The sequence below is a fragment of the Agrobacterium sp. CNPSo 3708 genome, from assembly GCF_028674915.1.
GTDB lineage: Bacteria > Pseudomonadota > Alphaproteobacteria > Rhizobiales > Rhizobiaceae > Agrobacterium > Agrobacterium cavarae.
Map to the genome: position 1 here is coordinate 801410 of NZ_JAQZSF010000002.1, position 16254 is coordinate 817663.

Consider the following 16254-nt stretch of genomic DNA (forward strand, 5'->3'; position numbering starts at 1 on the left):
ATGGGCATCGGCGAACTGGGCATTCCGTAAACGCCTTATGACCGGATCACACGATACCGGCGTGCCAGATACATCTCGACGCCAGCCCGTGTGAGGAAAGAAGCCAGGCCCACGATGATCGCCACAACCCTGATGCGGAATTCATCGGCTTCGACCTCGGCATGGCGTGTGTCCAGCAATGTGTGCTCGGTGACGGTGATCTCCCCGATGATATTGCGGATGCGGTCCATCGTTCCGACAGCCATGTAGCCGATTTCATTTGTGCGGGCGGCATCGGCACCGACGTCATCATAGAGCGATATTGAGTGCTTCAGCTCTTCAAGCTTCTTCTCGATCAGTGCGTCGAGCGCTTTGACGCGGGCAACCTGCCCGGAATTGTCCGATATCCTGGTCATCAAATCGTTCTGAAGCAGGTGAAGGCGCTCCATCGCCTTCTCATACGGCGCGAGATAGCGCTTGTCGCCGCTGACGAGATAACCCCTCTGTCCCGTCTCGGCATCATCAAGCGCGATCAAGACGTCCTTGGTGGTATCGATCGCTTCATAGGTATGCACCACCATATCATAGTGGTCGCTTAAAAGGTCATGCGTCCATGAGGTGGCAAGAATGCCGGCAGCCAAGACGACCCCGACCGGAATCGATCGCAGCAGTGTCGGGAAGGTCAGATACTTGTGGCGCAGCGACGTCAAAGACCAGTCAGACATTTACGGGATCATCCAAGCAAGCGCAGTTCAACGTCGTTATATCCGTCCGACGGCAAGAGCGCGAACAGGTTGGCATACACTGTGCCAGGTAGTTCAACGCAACAACAATCAGGAAGTTCAAAGTCGTTCGCCGAATTCGATTGCAGCCATGTGAGGTGAACTGGTCTGTCAAACGCCTTGACACGAGGTGCTATTTCTCATTTAGAGTCAGCCATTCCGAGGGGAGCATCGAACGGTGCTGAGATGGCGTTGAGCCGGACCCTTGAACCTGATCCGGCTCATACCGGCGTAGGAACGGAACGTTCGCCGTCAGGCACAGCTTTCTTTTCCATGCGTCATGCTTATCCGGGTCCGCTAACCGCGTGTCTGGAGATGAACGGCTGATGGCAAGCTTTCCCACCGCAGAAAAAGCGGCAGACCTTCTGGCTCTTGTGCGGGAGCGACGACCGCGTGTCCACTGCCTGATGAATACGGTGGTGCAGAAGTTTACCGCTGACGGCATCACCGCAATCGGCGGCATTCCCTCAATGACATCGTCGGAAGAAGAGATCGAAAGCTTCGTGACGAAAACGACTGCGCTGACGATCAACCTCGGGACGCTGGACGAAGCGCGCCGCAAGGTCATCCGTATCGCCGTCGCTATCGCCAATCGCCAGGGCAAACCCTGGATCGTCGATCCGGTCCATTGCGACTACTCCCCTTCACGGCTAGAATTCGCCCATGAATTGAGCCGGCTGCACCCCTCAATCATACGTGGGAACGCGGCAGAAATGGCGGTTATCGGGGACGTCGGTGGTGCATTGCGCATTCAGACCGGAGCGGTGGATCGCTTGAGTGATGCCGACCGCAATGTCCGGATCGTCAACGGCAATGCCCTGATGGCGAAGGTGACGGGCACCGGATGCCTTTCCGGCGGCATCATTGCCGCCTTCATGGCCGTCGAGCCGGATGCGATGCTGGCAGCGGCATCGGCTCTGACTGTCACCGGCGTTTCCGCAGAGTTTGCTGCCAGACAGGCCAGCGGGCCAGGATCGTTCGAAGTCGCCTTTCTGGACGCCCTCTTCAACCTGAAGAGCGAAGACATTCTCTCCCATGCGAGGATCGAACATGACGAAGATTGATTATCGGCTGAATGCCATTGTCGACGCCTCTCTCAGCGATATCGCGCCGCTTGCCGAACTTGCAGCTCTGGCAGCACATAACGGTGTAACGATCATCCAATATCGCGACAAGACCGCCTCCACACGTGAGATGATCGACCAGGCAAGAGCCATCGTTGTAGCCCTGAAAGGCACCGGCGTACCGCTGGTGATCAACGACCGATTAGATGTCGCCATGGCAACGGGCGCAGATGGCGTGCATCTCGGCGCAGACGATATGGATGCAGACACAGCAAGGCGGCTTCTCGGCCCGGATGCGATCATCGGGCTCACCGTCAAATCCATGGCTGATGCCCGACACGTTGCGCAAGCGCCGGCCGATTATGCCTGCATTGGTGGGGTGTTTGAAACCACCTCCAAGGTTAATCCGGATACGCCTGTCGGCCTTGCGGGGCTAAAGCAAATCAGGACATACCTGCGCAACGAGCGACCAGACCTGCCGGTTGGCGCGATTGCCGGCATCACGCTGGAGCGCGTTCCTGACGTGATTGCAGCAGGTGCCGATGGGGTGGCGCTGATCTCCGCCCTGTTTCGCACGGACGATATAGCAACCACGGCCAAGGCGTTTCGCAATGCCGTGGATGACGCGATCGGAGCACGCCCATGACCGCCATTGCTTTGACCATCGCCGGTTCCGATAGCGGTGGCGGTGCCGGCATCCAGGCCGACCTCAAGACATTCTCCGCTCTTGGTGTATATGGTGCCAGCGTCATCACCGCCATCACCGCACAGAACACCAAGGGCGTGACCGCGGTTGAAGATATTTCCGCCACGATCATTGCTGCGCAGATGGATGCGGTGTTTTCCGACCTCGATATCAAGGCGATCAAGATCGGCATGGTCTCGCGCACCGACACGATACGAACGATTGCCGAGAGACTGCGCGGCCAACCCCAACCGGTCGTCCTTGACCCCGTGATGGTGGCGACCTCCGGCGACAGGTTGCTTCAGGAGGAAGCAATCGAAACGCTTCGAAGCGAATTGCTGCCGCGGGCAACACTTGCCACGCCGAACCTTCCTGAGGCGGCACTGCTGACCGGAACCGGCATCGCCACCGATCTTGCCGCGATGCTGAAACAGGCCGAGATGATCCTGGCGCTTGGTGCGAAGGCTGTCCTGATCAAAGGCGGCCACGGCACTGGATCAAAGAGCGTCGATCTTCTGGTGGACGGCGGGAGGCCCCAAGAATTTTCCATGCCGCGCATCGAGACGAAGAACGACCATGGCACCGGCTGCACGCTTGCGGCAGCGATTGCGGCCCATCTGGCGCTCGGCCTACCGCTGACGGATGCCGTCGGCCTGTCCAAAGACTATCTCCAGGGTGCGTTGGCAGCAGGCCGCGACCTCAAGGTCGGTCATGGTCACGGGCCGGTTCATCATTTTTACCGCTGGTGGGCGCCCTGACGGGCCGGCCCGATCAAGATTTGCGCTCCGTCGCCCGAGGCTTGGGGGCGGCAAGCGCATTGCGGATGGCGAAGCTCGAATGGATGCGTGAGACACCCGGAAGCTTGGAGAGAATATCCTTGTGGACCCGCTCGAAATCGCCTGCGGTTTCGACCTCGACGCGGAGAAAATAATCCGAGCCGCCGGTCATGAGATAGCATTCTCGCACCTCCGGATAGCGTCGCACGGCATTTTCAAAGCGATTGAGAAAATCCTCCGTCTGCCGGTCGAGGGTGATCTGGACGATGACCGAAATCACCTCTCCACCGGCAGCACTTCCGGTGATCGCCGTATAGCCGCGAATGACGCCTTCCCTCTCCAGAATATCCACACGACGCAGACAGGCGGACGGCGATAGCCCCACCTCAGCGGCAAGTTTGGCATTGCTGATGCGGGCATTCAGCCGAAGCAGGCGGATGATATGACGATCGGTGGCGTCGAGAGCAGACATGATTTCATTCCGATTGATCGCATAAAATTGCAAGAAAAACGAATTTATCGAATTTTATTCGCCTTACCCTGCTTAAATTCAAGGATCATTGCAATACTCTGTTGCCAAAAGAACAAAGGGAACGGCAATGGACATGACCCTCCAGCAGCAGAAAGCTCAAGGTGGCGCAAGCGGCTATCTGACGATCGATCTTGCAGCCCTTCGCGACAACTATCTGACGCTTGCCGCCAAGGCTCCGCATGCGGTGACGAGTGCCGTGGTGAAGGCAGATGCCTATGGTCTTTGCGCCGATATCGTCGCCCCCGTCCTTTACGATGCGGGATGCCGGCATTTCTTCGTCGCTCATATTGATGAGGCGCTGTCTCTTCGTCTGCATATCGCGCCCGACGCGAAAATCTTCGTTCTCAATGGCCTCCAGCCCGGAAACGAAACTTCCTGCTCTGCACTGAACATCACTCCGGTTCTCAACTCACTGGAGCAGGTCGCCCAATGGTCGGCGCAAGCCGCCGTCCTTGGCAAGACTCTGCCCGCTGCCCTGCAAATCGACACTGGCATGTCGCGGCTAGGACTGGCGCCTTACGAGGTGGAAAGGCTGTTGGCGACACCAGCCATGCTCAAGGGCATCGATCTTGCCTGCATCATGAGCCATCTCGCCTGCGCCGACGAGCCGGACCATGAGGCCAATGCGCTGCAGCTTAACGTCATGCGCAAAACCACCGAGCAGTTTCCCGGCGTGCCAGTCTGCTTTGCCAATTCCGGCGGCATCTTTCTCGGCACGGACTATCACAATGCTCTGATGCGGCCGGGCATCGCGCTTTATGGCGGAGCGCCATCGACAGTTCATCCCAATCCGATGAAGCCGGTCGTCAGCCTGAGTGTCGCCGTGGTTCAAACCCGTACAGTGCCGGCTGAAAGCTTCGTCGGCTACGGCGCCTCGCTGCGCACCACCGCCGATACCCGTCTGGCAACGATTGCCGCAGGCTACGCCGATGGCCTGCCGCGCTCTTTGAGCAGCCGAGGAGCCGCTTATTTCAACGGCGTTCGGCTTCCTATTGCCGGGCGCGTTTCGATGGACAGCATCACGCTCGATATTTCCGCGCTTCCAGAAGACACGCTCACCCATGGCAGCCTCGTCGAAATCATCGGCCCGAACCAGACGCTCGAGGCAATTGCCGAGGACGCAGGCACGATCGCCTATGAGATACTGACGCGGCTCGGCCAGCGCTATCGCCGTCGCTATATCTATCCGGAAAAGCAGCCTGCCGCTTCTTCCACTATTGCTCGAAACCTGTGAGGCCAGCATGAACATCACCATTCTTGGAGCCGGCGTCATTGGCGTCACCTCAGCCTGGTACCTCGCCAAGGCCGGACATTCCGTGACCGTGATCGACCGGCAGCCGGCAGCGGCACTGGAGACCAGCTTCGCCAATGCCGGCGAAGTATCGCCGGGCTATTCGTCTCCCTGGGCAGCACCCGGCATTCCGATGAAAGCGCTGAAGTGGCTCTTCATGGAGCACGCGCCGCTGATCATTCGTCCCACCGCAGATCCCGCCGCCTGGCGCTGGATGATCCAGATGCTGAGCAACTGCACGGCTGCGCGCTACAACGTCAACAAGAGCCGCATGGTGCGTATCGCCGAATACAGCCGCGACTGCCTGATGGCGCTTCGTGACGAGACCGGCATTCAGTATGATCAGCGCATGCAGGGGACGCTGGAAGTCTTCCGCACCCAGAAGCAGTTCGATGGTATCGGCAAGGACGTCGAGGTTCTCAAAGCCGGTGGCGTGCCTTACGAAATTCTCGATCGCAACGCCTGCGTTTCGGTAGAGCCTGGTCTTTCCTCCTCGCGGGAAAAGATCGTCGGTGGCCTGCGGCTGCCGGGCGATGAGACGGGCGACTGCTTCATGTTCACCTCGGAGCTGGCGAAACTGGCGGAGCAGGCCGGCGTCAAGTTCATCTACGACACTGGCATCACGCGCCCTATCGTTGAAGGCAACCGCCTCAAGGCCGTTGAGACAAGCAAGGGCCTGATCGAAGCGGATGTTTTTGTTGGCGCGCTTGGCAGCTACACGCCACATTTTCTCAAGCATCTCGGTCTCGACCTGCCCGTCTATCCGGTCAAGGGTTACTCGATCACCGTGCCGATCGTCGATGCGGCCAAGGCGCCGATCTCCACGGTCATGGATGAGGCGCACAAGGTGGCGATTACCCGCCTCGGCGATCGCATCCGCGTGGGCGGCATGGCGGAAATTGCCGGTTTCAACAAGGATCTGCCCGCCAAACGTCAGGCGACCTTGAGGCATTCGGTGGAAGACCTGTTCGGTGGTGCCGGTGATCAATCCCAGGCGAAATTCTGGTGCGGACTGCGGCCGATGACGCCGGATGGCACGCCGGTGATTGGCGCGACGCGCTATGCGAACCTTTACCTGAACACCGGACACGGAACGCTTGGCTGGACTATGGCCTGTGGCTCGGCGCGCGTGTTGTCGGATCTGGTGTCGGGCAACAAGCCGGACATCGACACCGCCGACCTCGGAATCAGCCGCTACGCGGCATAACACAACGGCCGTGCGGCGCTTGCGCGCACGGCTTTTGTTACAGCGCCAGCGCTTCCTTCAGCGCCAGGCCTTCCTTCACACGCAGATCGAGGTCCGCCTCGATGTGATCGATGTGATGCATCATCAGGCGATGGGCCTTTTCTCCATCGCGGGCTTCCAACGCATCGAGAATGGCAGAGTGATCGCCATGGCCGCAGCTTGAAATGCCAGATCGGCCATAAAGGGCGATGACAAGCGAGGAGCGGGCGACGAGCTCGCCCATGAATTTTTCGAGAATGGCGTTGCCGGCATGTGAGGCCAGGAGCAGATGAAAATCGCCTGAAGCCTTGATCTCCGCTCGACGGGCGGAAGGCCCCCTCTCATGCTGGTATCGCGTTTCCTCTTGCAGATGAGCGCGCAGGCTGGCGATGCCTTCGGGTGTAATCCGTTCCACCGCTGCGGCAACGATGCCCTGTTCTATGAGGCGGCGAGAGGCGAAGACCTGACGGGCTTCATCCGGCGATGGATTGGATACGAAGGCGCCCCTATTTCGCTCCGTCCTCACCAGTCCCTCAAAGCTCAGCATCTGCAAGGCAGCGCGTACCACCGTACGGCTGACATCGAAGAGCGCGCCGACTTCGGCCTCTGATAACTTCGTTCCCGGCGTGAGACGGCGATCTGCGATCGCATCGCGCAAAGTATCGCGAATTGCTTGTGCGCGATCCTCTGGCGCGTTGTCCATGTCGGGTTCGAGTTGAGAAAGTGTCATTGCTTTTTCCCGATTTATTTTCTTACTATCGCGAAAGTCGCGACGTGGAAACATCAAAGCGGCCATCGCTCCCGCAAAATTGCATACAATCCTGCTCGCTATTGAAAACAATAGCTGCTTTTTTGTGCATGCAAGTGGCAGAGGCTGATCAAAGTCGCGCCAGCTAAAATAAAAGCGATGCCGTTTCAATCGGTTAGACACGTAAGCCTGAAATTGGCACGGCTTATGCAAGTTCATCTGCAACAAGCAGGGGATCATGCATGAGCAAAGCTGCCGAGATAGACATCGCCGCCGTTACCAAGGTCTATGGAAGCACCACGGCCGTTCACGCCATTAGCCTGAAAATACCGGCGGGCAGCTACTGCTGTTTGTTGGGTCCGTCCGGCTGCGGCAAGACCTCGACGCTGCGCATGATCGCAGGCCACGAAACCATTTCCAGCGGCGATGTTCGGCTCGGCAACACGGTCGTCACCGATCTGCCACCGGCCCAGCGCGGCACGGCGATGATGTTTCAATCCTATGCGCTTTTCCCGCATCTCGATCTCGTCGACAATGTTGCCTTCAGCCTCAAGATGAAGGGCGCGGACAAGGAGACCCGGCGGGCCAAGGCGCTCGAAATGCTGAAGCTGATGCAGCTTGAGCCCTATGCGACCCGCCGTCCTGCCCAGCTTTCAGGCGGCCAGCAGCAGCGCGTCGCTCTTGCCCGCGCGCTCATCACCGACCCGGAAGCGCTGCTTTTGGATGAGCCGCTCTCAGCACTCGATCCCTTCCTCAAGATCCGCATGCGTGCAGAGCTGAAAAAGCTCCAGACCTCGCTCGGCATTACCTTCGTGCATGTGACCCACAGCCAGGAAGAGGCCATGGCGCTGGCCGATATCATTGTCGTCATGAATGACGGACGCATCGAGCAGGCCGCCGCACCCCGCGAGGTTTTCGAGCGCCCCGCAACGGCTTTCGTCGCGCGCTTCATGGGCGATCACAACGTCATTTCCGGTCGCCTGAAAGAGGTTGACGGTGAGATGGTGACGCTGGAAGTGGCAGGCGGCGGCATCTTCAAGGCCAGCGGCAAGACACCGCCGGATGATGCGGTCGATATTGCCGTCCGTACCGACCGCGTGCGCATCGGCGAAGGGGAGCCTGGCCTTGGTTTCACCGGCATCGTCTCCAACGTCGAGTATCGCGGCGCTAGCGTCAAGCTCGCCGTCAATGGTGCCGGCATCGACGATTTCAATGTGATTTTGACCGATGCGGTCTTCTTCGAAAATCCCATCAAGGTTGGCGATGCCATACCTCTTTCCTGGAATGCGGACGATGCCATCGTGCTCGGACGGGTAGAATAACGACCATAAAACAACCAGAGGAGAACTGAAATGACCGATTCCAACAAGACGAAAAAGGGTCTGACCCGCCGCGGTCTCCTGAAGGCGGGCGCTGCCGCCACGGGTGCTGCCGTCGGTTCCGGCCTGATCACCGGCTTCCCCACCATCTGGGCGCAGAACCCGATCACGCTGCGCCAGTTCGGCACGGGCGTGTCCAACATCAATGCGATTGCCGAAAAGTGCAAGGCGGACCTCGGCATCACGCTTGAAATGACGGCAACGGATTCGGATGCAGCCGCACAGCGCGCCGTCACCCAGCCGAACTCCTACGACATCGCAGACATCGAATACTGGATCCTGAAAAAGGTCTATCCGGCCGGTGTGATCCAGCCGATGGAAATCAAGAAGCTGAAATATTACGACAAGATCGTGCCGCTGTTCAAGACCGGCAAGCTGACGCCCGACAGCGTGATTGCCCAGGGCACGGCACCCCACACGGTAGGTTATGTCGAGAAGCCCGGCGACAAGAAGTTTGCCAAGAGCGAAACCGAATACTTCACCATGGTTCCGACCATCTACAATGCCGATACGCTCGGCATTCGCCCGGATCTCGTCGGCCGTGAGATCACCACCTGGGCCGATATCATGGACCCGAAGTTCAAGGGCAAGACCTCCATCCTGAACATTCCATCGATCGGCATCATGGATGCTGCGATGATCATGGAAGCCATGGGCAACATCAAATATGCCGACAAGGGCAATATGACGAAGGCCGAAATCGACAAGACCATCGATTTCCTCATCAAGGCCAAGAAGGACGGCCAGTTCCGCGCCTTCTGGAAAAGCTTCGACGAGAGCGTCAACCTCATGGCGTCGGGCGAAGTCGTCATCCAGTCCATGTGGTCGCCAGCGGTTGCCGCCGTTCGCTCCAAGGGCATCGCCTGCAAATACCAGCCGCTGAAGGAAGGCTATCGCTCCTGGGGCGGCGGTCTCGGTCTCGCCAAGCACCTGAGCGGCGCTAAGCTCGACGCGGCCTATGAATATATCAACTGGTACACATCCGGCTGGGTCGGCGCTTACCTCAACCGCCAGGGCTACTACTCCGCTGCCATGGATACCGCGAAGAACTACATGACCGCCGACGAGTGGGGTTACTGGGTGGAAGGCAAGCCTGCCCAGGGCGATATCATCGCTCCGGACGGCAAGGTCATGGAGAAGGCCGGTGCTGTGCGCGATGGCGGCTCCTTCGAAGAGCGCATGGGCAAGGTCGCCTGCTGGAACTCCGTCATGGACGAAGACCGCTACATGGTCCGTCGCTGGAACGAGTTCATCGCTGCTTGATGAGAAAAAGAAGGCTGGCGGTCAGCGCCGCCGGTCTTCGGTTGCCGATACCCTCGGCACTTGTTTTTCGTCATCCTCGGACTTGATCCGGGGGCCGACCATGACGACGGAGAGGTTTCAATCCGTCGTCATCGCACCAGGACCGGCAGCGCGAAGCTGCCGATCATGACAACAATAAAGGGCTCCATTGAATGGCGACGGTCAGATTTATAGGCGTTGGCGAAAAGAAAGAAAAAACGGGCAAGCCCTTCACCCTGCCGAAGGGACTTGTGTCTTACATCGAGGCAACGCCGTTGGCGCTGATCCTCGGCTTCTTTCTCCTTCTGCCGATCCTGATGATCGTGGTGGTGAGCTTCTGGGATTATGACTTTGCCCAGATGTATCCCGACTTCGTCACCTTTAACTATACCGAAACGCTCGGCTCGTGGGTGACGTGGCAAACCTATCTCAATACGTTGAAATATGCCTTCCTTGTCTGGGCGATCACGCTGTTCCTCGGCTTCTGGGTGGCCTATTTCCTGGCCTTCCATATCCGCACCACCACCATGCAGATGGTCCTGTTCCTCATCTGCACCGTGCCCTTCCTGACCTCCAACATCATCCGCATGATTTCCTGGATCCCGGTCCTTGGCCGCAACGGCCTGATCAACAGCGCGCTGGTGAATTTAGGGATTGTTCCGGCACCCATCGAATGGCTGCTCTATTCCGACTTCGCCGTGGTGCTGGCCATGGTGCATCTTTACACGCTCTTCATGGTGACGCCGATCTTCAACACGCTGATGCGCATCGACAAGTCGCTGGTGGAGGCCGCGCGCGATGCGGGTGCGTCCAGCTGGCAGGTGCTGTGGAACGTCATCATTCCCTTGGCGAAGCCCGGAATGGCCATCGGGACCATTTTCGTCGTAACGCTGGTCATGGCGGATTTTTCCACCGTGCAGGTCATGTCCGGCGGACAGAGTGCCTCTGTTGCCCTGATGATGAAGAACCAGATGTCGCTCCTGCAATATCCGGCCGCTGCCGCAAACGCCGTCGTCCTTCTCGCCCTCGTTCTCCTGATGGTCGCAGGCATTCTGCGGGTCGTCGATATCCGTAAGGAGCTCTGATCCATGCACTCGGAAAAACGCGGTCGCGAATTCTACATCCTTGCCATCTTCTTCGCCCTCTTCGCGCTGTTTCTGTATGGCCCGCTCTCGGCCATCCTGATCCTGGCCTTCCAGGGACCGAATGGCGGCCTGACATTCCCGCTGAACGGCGTCTCTCTACACTGGTTCGCCAACCTCTTCGAGCAGCAGGCGGTCGGGGACTTTGGTGGCTCCTTCCGACGCTCTTTCATGCTGGGCGTGATGGTGATGATCGTCACCGTGCTTGTCTCGCTTCTGGCGGGCCTCGCCTTCCGCCGCAAATTCGTCGGCGCCACCCCGCTCTTCTATCTCTCGGTTGCAAGCCTTGTGGTGCCATCCATCATCATCTCGCTCGGCATCGGCGTGCTTTTCCAGCAGCTTGGCCTGGAGCCTGCATGGTACAGTTCCGCCTTCGGCGCACAGCTGACGTGGACCCTCCCCTTCGGCGTCCTCATCATGTTTGCGGTCTTCAACCGCTTCTCGCCATCTTACGAAGAAGCGGCGCGCGATCTAGGTGCAAATTCTTGGCAGACCTTCAGCAACGTGGTGTTGCCGATGATTGCGCCAAGCCTGATCGGTGTCGGCCTCTTCGGCTTCACGCTTTCCTACGACGAGTTTGCCCGAACCCTCATGACGTCAGGCACGTATAATACGCTGCCGCTCGAAATCTACGGCATGACGACGAACGTCACCACGCCGGTGCTCTATGCCCTGGGTGCCGTCACCACTTTCTTCTCTCTCATCGTCATCGGCGCAACGCTTGGTATCATTGCCGCCATGAACCGCCGCCGCTCGAAAGGCTGACCTGCACATCATGCGCATTCTCGTCGTCAATCCCAACACCACGCAATCGATGACCCAGACGATCGAGGCGGCGGCCAAGGCGGTCGCTTCCGCCTCGACGGAGATCGTCGCCGTGACGTCGTCGATGGGACCGGTCTCGATCGAGGGTTACTACGACGAAGTCTTCGCCATACCGGGGCTTCTCCTGGAGATCGCCAAGGCAGAGAAGGGCGGCGCGCAGGCCGCGGTCATTGCCTGCTTTGACGATACGGGCCTCGATGCGGCGCGCGCGCTTGCGACCATCCCTGTCATCGGCATCTGCGAGGCAGCTGTCGCGACCGCGGCTTTCATCGCGCAGCGCTTCACCGTCGTCACCACCATGGAACGCTCCCGCCTGCCACTCGAACATCTGGTGCATCGCTACGGCATGGGCGCGCGCGCCAAGGTGCGGGCGGCGGACATTCCGGTCCTGTCGCTGGAAGACCCGAGTTCAGACGCACTGCCGCGGCTCCGGGCCCAGATCACGGCAGCGCTTCACGAAGACAAGGCGGAGGCCATCGTGCTTGGCTGCGCCGGCATGGCGGATCTCGCGGCAGAGCTGTCACATGAATTTGGCGTTCCCGTCATCGATGGTGTTTCGGCAGCGGTCAAACATGCCGAGACGCTGATCTCGCTGAAGCTCACCACGGCAAAGCGGGGTGCCTATGCAAGCCCCGTCGAAAAGCCCTACCTGGGCTTGATGGAAGCGTTTTCGCCTAGCCATATGGCGGCAGGTTAAGCGTTTCGATCCTGCCACAATTCATTCAGCGCCCGTTCAGCCTGCGGAATCTATTTTCTTAACCATCGGATAACAACTGGCGGGCAACTGCCGTTTTGATGGAAAATGAACATGGCTTCGATTGCAGCTAAATCTCTTCTGGCCCTTGCGGTATCTGCAACCGTCCTGGCACCCTTGAACACGGCATCTGCTGGCGACTGGCGTCACAGAAATCGCGACGCAGCCATCATCGGCGGTGTTCTTGGCCTCGCTGCCGGTGTCGCTGTCGGCTCTGCCCTGTCGCAGCCGCGCTATGAGGAAGAGCCGGTCTATGCCGAGCCTCCTCCGGTCCGCCGTTACCAGACCTATCAGCCCAGCTACACATATGATGATCCGGACTATCGCGAGTATCGTCCGGCACCCCGCCCGGTCTATCGCGCCCAGCCGGTTTACGAGCCCCGCCCTGTCTACAGACAGCGTCAGGTTTACCGCACGATCGAACCGTGGTCTCAGTCCTGGTATAACTATTGCTCGCAGCGTTACCGCAGCTTCAATCCGAACAGCGGTACCTATATCGGCAATGATGGAAACAGTCACTTCTGCGTCGCAGGCTGACCACTACATCCTGGATTTTTAAGAACTTGAACCGCTCGGATGACCCTCATTTGGGGACGTAATCCGAGCGGTTTATGTTATGGCGCTGCAGCTTGTCGTAAAAGGTCTTGCGCGCAATTCCGAGCGCCGCGATGGTTTCGGCAACGTCACCCTGATGCTTCTCCAGTGTTTCGCGAATGATGTCCGCCTCCTGCCGATCCATGCGTTCGGAAAGCGTCCCTGATCCACTCGATATCGCAGCCGGGCTGGAAATCTGCGGCTGCCCGCCTTCCAGTCCCAGCACCACACGCTCGGCGAAATGTCCGAGTTCACGCACATTGCCCGGCCATTGGTGTTCGTTGAGGTAGCGCGAAACGGATGCCCCGATCTGCGGCACCGGCATGCCGAAGCGGCTGGAAGCCTTGCTGACGAAGTGAGAAAAAAGCAGCGGTATGTCGGCACGCCGCTCGCGCAGTGGCGGGATGGAGAGCGTCACCACATTCAAACGGTAATAGAGATCCTCGCGAAAATCCTTGCGCTGCTCGGGATCCCCGAGATCCACCTTGGCGGCGGCGACGACACGAATATCGACGGAACGCTCCTCGTTTGAGCCGACCGGAGATACCTCGCGCATTTCCAGCACGCGCAGCATCTTCACCTGGAGAGCAGGCGGCATGCTTTCGATCTCGTCCAGAAACAGCGTCCCGCCGCTCGAATATTCGATGCGGCCGATGCGCTTCTTCTGCGCACCGGTAAAGGCACCGGCCTCATGGCCGAAGAGCTCGCTTTCGATGACGGTTTCCGGCAAGGCACCGCAGTTCAACGCCACGAAGTTTCCGTGGCTGCGCTTCTTGCTCCAGCGGTGCAGGGCAGTTGCCACCACTTCCTTGCCGCTGCCAGTCTCTCCCGCCACCAGCACATCCACATCCGTATCGGCGATGTGGCGCAAGGTATTGCGCAGGCGCTCCATCGCAGGCGTCTGGCCAAGCAGCGGCATGTCGTCGATCGACTGTTCCGCCGCCTGCTTCAGCGCCCTGTTTTCCATCACCAGCCGGCGCTTCTCCAGCGCACGGCGCACACTTTCCACCATGCGCTCGGCGGGAAAGGGCTTGGCAATAAAATCGTAAGCGCCGTTTTGCAACGCACTAACCGCCATCGGCACATCGCCATGGCCGGTGATCAGAATGACCGGCAGATCCGCGTCGATCTTCCGGACATGCTCGAAAAACTGCAGGCCATCCATGCCGGGCATGCGCACATCAGTGACGATCACACCGTCGAAATTTTCTTCCAGAGCGTCAAGCGCCATCTCTGCCTTGGGGAAAGGCATCACCGTCATGCCTTCGAGTTCAAGCGTCTGCCGCATCGCCTTGCGAAGCTGCGAGTCATCATCCACCAGGTAGACCGTTCCCATCACCGTCATGTCACGCCCGCTTCAAATAGACTGAGAAACATGTGCCGCTTTCGCCGGTATCGACCTCGATCCGGCCACCATAATCCGAGGCGATATCGCTGGAGATGACGAGGCCGAGACCAAGCCCGCCTTCCTTCGACGTGTTGAAGGGAGAGAAAAGCTGCTCGAGAATTGGCGCAGCGATGCCGGGTCCGTTATCGCGAACCTTCAGCACAACGTCGTCCTTTTCCTCCTCGACCCGGACGTCGACGCGACCATCAGTCTTCTCCTCGACGGCTTCGAGCGCGTTCTGCAGGAGATTGATGACGATCTGCTCCAGGCGGATGCGGCTTCCCATCACCTTGACGCTCTCATCGGGAAGATCGAGATCGAGAATGTCCATGCGACCGGAAAAGCGGCTGCGTAACAACACCACCGCCCCTTCCACAACCAGGCGAAGGCTGACGGGCTCTGCTGCGGTCCTTCCCTTGCGGGCAAGGATTTTGAGATCGCTGGTGATGACGCCGATGCGCTCGGTCAGTGCAGCGATATTCTCTAGGTTCTCATCCGCCTCTTCGGCACGCTTTCGCTTCAAAAGTACGCGCGCATTGTCCGCATAGGCGCGAATGGTCGCCACGGGCTGATTGATCTCATGCGCGACGCCCGCCGCCACCTGGCCAAGAATCGAGAGCCGGTTTGCCTGGACGAGATCGTGCTGAACGCTCTGCAACTCTTTACCAGTCTGTTCGTGTCGCAGAATTTCGGCCTGAAGCTTGTCGCGCGCCATGGTCAGATCGACAGTGCGCTCCTGCACGCGGCGCTCCAGCTCTGCCCGCGCGCGCTCTGCAGCAGCCTGTGCCTGCTCCGCCTTCAACCGACGCCGAAGCCAGATTGCCGAGAGCGCAAAGAGCGGCATAAGGGCAGCAAGGGCAATGATCCGGCTTTCGCGTATCGCGGCATTGGTCGTCGGCGTCACGGGCTGAAGATAATGCAATGACCATCTGGTCGTCGGAACGGGGAGCTCCAGACGAAGATAATCTCCTCTCAGCGCTGGCGGGGAGTTGACCTCAACCAGCGCCACATCCGGACCGAGTTTGGATCGCACGGTCACCGGCAAGGGAGAGAGCGCTTCCTCTCCGAATTGAAGACTGGCGGAAATCATCCGCCGTTTGTCTTCGTCGATCGGCGCCACCGTCTTGAACCGCCATTCGGGTATGCTTGTCATCAGCACCACGCCGTTGGAATCGACGATATAAACGGGACGCCCGCCGATATTCCAGTCGGTCTCAAGCCGATTGAATTCCACCTTGGCGATGACGACGCCGAGCGGCCTTCCATCTGCCCCATCGATCCGCCGCGATATATAGAGACCTGGCCGGCGGCTGACATTGCCAAGCGCGTAATGCTCCGCCATGCCCGTTTCCATGGCTCTGCGAAAATAGTCCCGGAAGGCATAATTGGAGCCAACGAAACTCTCGGGCGTCTGCCAATTGCTGGACGCGATGGTGACGCCCTTCGCATCCGTCACATAGATGACCGAGGCCTGCGTGCCCTCGATCAGCCCCTCCAGCTTTTCATCCAGACGCTGGACGGCCGCGCCGCCATTCTCCAATGCTTCGGTGATATCCCTGTCTCGGGAGAGGACGAGCGGCAGGACGCGCGGGCGCTCCAGTGCCACATTTAGCAAAGCCGTTTTCAGCTCGGCGTCCGTGGTGGAATCGGCAATCAACCGTTTCGTCGCTTGGACGCGCCCGATCTTGTCGGCAGCCACGAAGGCGCCGAAGCCAATGATGACCCACATCAGAGCAAAGGCCATCCAGCGGAAGCGGCTACTATTTAAGAAAGTGGACATTGTATTGCTCGAAACCCATCGCCCCAATGT

16 protein-coding genes and 1 riboswitch are annotated in these 16254 nt (G+C 59.1%); of the genes, 11 read left to right on the forward strand and 5 right to left on the reverse strand.

Annotated elements, in window-relative coordinates:
- Window positions 1-35 precede the first annotated feature (35 nt).
- Window positions 36-704: a CHASE3 domain-containing protein gene (locus tag PVA19_RS06635; protein ID WP_274101681.1), complete on the reverse strand. Its 669-nt coding sequence runs from the start codon at window positions 702-704 to the stop codon at window positions 36-38.
- A 209-nt stretch (window positions 705-913) separates the two neighbouring features.
- Window positions 914-1016, forward strand: a riboswitch (TPP riboswitch).
- A gap of 71 nt (window positions 1017-1087) precedes the next feature.
- On the opposite strand from PVA19_RS06635, the gene PVA19_RS06640 reads away from it, so the two are divergent.
- Genes PVA19_RS06640 through thiD form a run of 3 tightly spaced genes read left to right on the forward strand, consistent with a single transcriptional unit; the run spans window position 1088 to window position 3268 of the window.
- Entirely contained in the window at window positions 1088-1825 is a 738-nt protein-coding gene (locus PVA19_RS06640) for a hydroxyethylthiazole kinase (protein WP_443111625.1), read from the forward strand.
- A complete protein-coding gene (gene thiE / locus PVA19_RS06645; RefSeq protein ID WP_274101682.1) occupies window positions 1812-2471 on the forward strand; it encodes a thiamine phosphate synthase in 660 nt (219 codons plus the stop codon). The genes PVA19_RS06640 and thiE overlap by 14 nt, the downstream gene beginning before the upstream one ends.
- Window positions 2468-3268, forward strand: coding sequence for a bifunctional hydroxymethylpyrimidine kinase/phosphomethylpyrimidine kinase (gene thiD, locus PVA19_RS06650; RefSeq protein WP_274101684.1), 801 nt, complete (start codon window positions 2468-2470; stop codon window positions 3266-3268). The genes thiE and thiD overlap by 4 nt, the downstream gene beginning before the upstream one ends.
- A gap of 13 nt (window positions 3269-3281) precedes the next feature.
- Here the strand turns inward: thiD and PVA19_RS06655 are convergent, their stop codons facing one another.
- A complete protein-coding gene (locus tag PVA19_RS06655; RefSeq protein ID WP_062423735.1) occupies window positions 3282-3758 on the reverse strand; it encodes an Lrp/AsnC family transcriptional regulator in 477 nt (158 codons plus the stop codon).
- A gap of 127 nt (window positions 3759-3885) precedes the next feature.
- On the opposite strand from PVA19_RS06655, the gene alr reads away from it, so the two are divergent.
- Window positions 3886-5052 (forward strand): alanine racemase, encoded by a 1167-nt coding sequence (gene alr / locus PVA19_RS06660; RefSeq protein ID WP_274101686.1) that lies wholly within the window; start codon window positions 3886-3888, stop codon window positions 5050-5052.
- Window positions 5053-5059: 7 nt separating this feature from the next.
- Window positions 5060-6316, forward strand: a complete 1257-nt coding sequence (locus PVA19_RS06665; RefSeq protein WP_274101687.1) for a D-amino acid dehydrogenase — start codon at window positions 5060-5062, stop codon at window positions 6314-6316.
- Window positions 6317-6353: 37 nt separating this feature from the next.
- Here PVA19_RS06665 and PVA19_RS06670 read toward each other — a convergent pair whose 3' ends face one another.
- Window positions 6354-7064, reverse strand: a complete 711-nt coding sequence (locus PVA19_RS06670; protein ID WP_062423733.1) for a GntR family transcriptional regulator — start codon at window positions 7062-7064, stop codon at window positions 6354-6356.
- 260 nt (window positions 7065-7324) lie between these two features.
- Between PVA19_RS06670 and PVA19_RS06675 the strand changes: the two genes are divergently transcribed.
- The 6 genes from PVA19_RS06675 to PVA19_RS06700 all read left to right on the forward strand — a co-directional run bounded on the left by PVA19_RS06675 (window position 7325) and on the right by PVA19_RS06700 (window position 13000).
- Window positions 7325-8404 carry an ABC transporter ATP-binding protein gene (locus tag PVA19_RS06675; RefSeq protein WP_062423732.1) on the forward strand — a complete coding sequence of 360 codons (1080 nt, stop codon included), beginning with the start codon at window positions 7325-7327 and terminating at the stop codon, window positions 8402-8404.
- A gap of 30 nt (window positions 8405-8434) precedes the next feature.
- On the forward strand, window positions 8435-9724 hold the full coding sequence (locus PVA19_RS06680) for an ABC transporter substrate-binding protein (RefSeq protein ID WP_062423731.1): 1290 nt from the start codon (window positions 8435-8437) through the stop codon (window positions 9722-9724).
- Window positions 9725-9915: 191 nt separating this feature from the next.
- Entirely contained in the window at window positions 9916-10827 is a 912-nt protein-coding gene (locus tag PVA19_RS06685) for an ABC transporter permease (protein WP_274101691.1), read from the forward strand.
- Window positions 10828-10830: 3 nt separating this feature from the next.
- Complete coding sequence (locus PVA19_RS06690) at window positions 10831-11649, forward strand: ABC transporter permease (protein WP_274101693.1); 819 nt, start codon at window positions 10831-10833, stop codon at window positions 11647-11649.
- Between the two features lie 10 nt (window positions 11650-11659).
- The gene (locus tag PVA19_RS06695) at window positions 11660-12406 is read left to right on the forward strand and encodes an aspartate/glutamate racemase family protein (RefSeq protein ID WP_274101695.1); all 747 of its coding nucleotides are present in this window, start codon (window positions 11660-11662) and stop codon (window positions 12404-12406) included.
- Window positions 12407-12517: 111 nt separating this feature from the next.
- Window positions 12518-13000: a BA14K family protein gene (locus PVA19_RS06700; protein ID WP_062423727.1), complete on the forward strand. Its 483-nt coding sequence runs from the start codon at window positions 12518-12520 to the stop codon at window positions 12998-13000.
- A gap of 46 nt (window positions 13001-13046) precedes the next feature.
- Here PVA19_RS06700 and PVA19_RS06705 read toward each other — a convergent pair whose 3' ends face one another.
- Together PVA19_RS06705 and PVA19_RS06710 are read right to left on the reverse strand one after the other, a co-directional pair.
- On the reverse strand, window positions 13047-14402 hold the full coding sequence (locus PVA19_RS06705) for a sigma-54-dependent transcriptional regulator (RefSeq protein ID WP_274101697.1): 1356 nt from the start codon (window positions 14400-14402) through the stop codon (window positions 13047-13049).
- Between the two features lies 1 nt (window position 14403).
- Window positions 14404-16224: a sensor histidine kinase gene (locus PVA19_RS06710; RefSeq protein WP_274101699.1), complete on the reverse strand. Its 1821-nt coding sequence runs from the start codon at window positions 16222-16224 to the stop codon at window positions 14404-14406.
- Window positions 16225-16254: the final 30 nt, after the last annotated feature.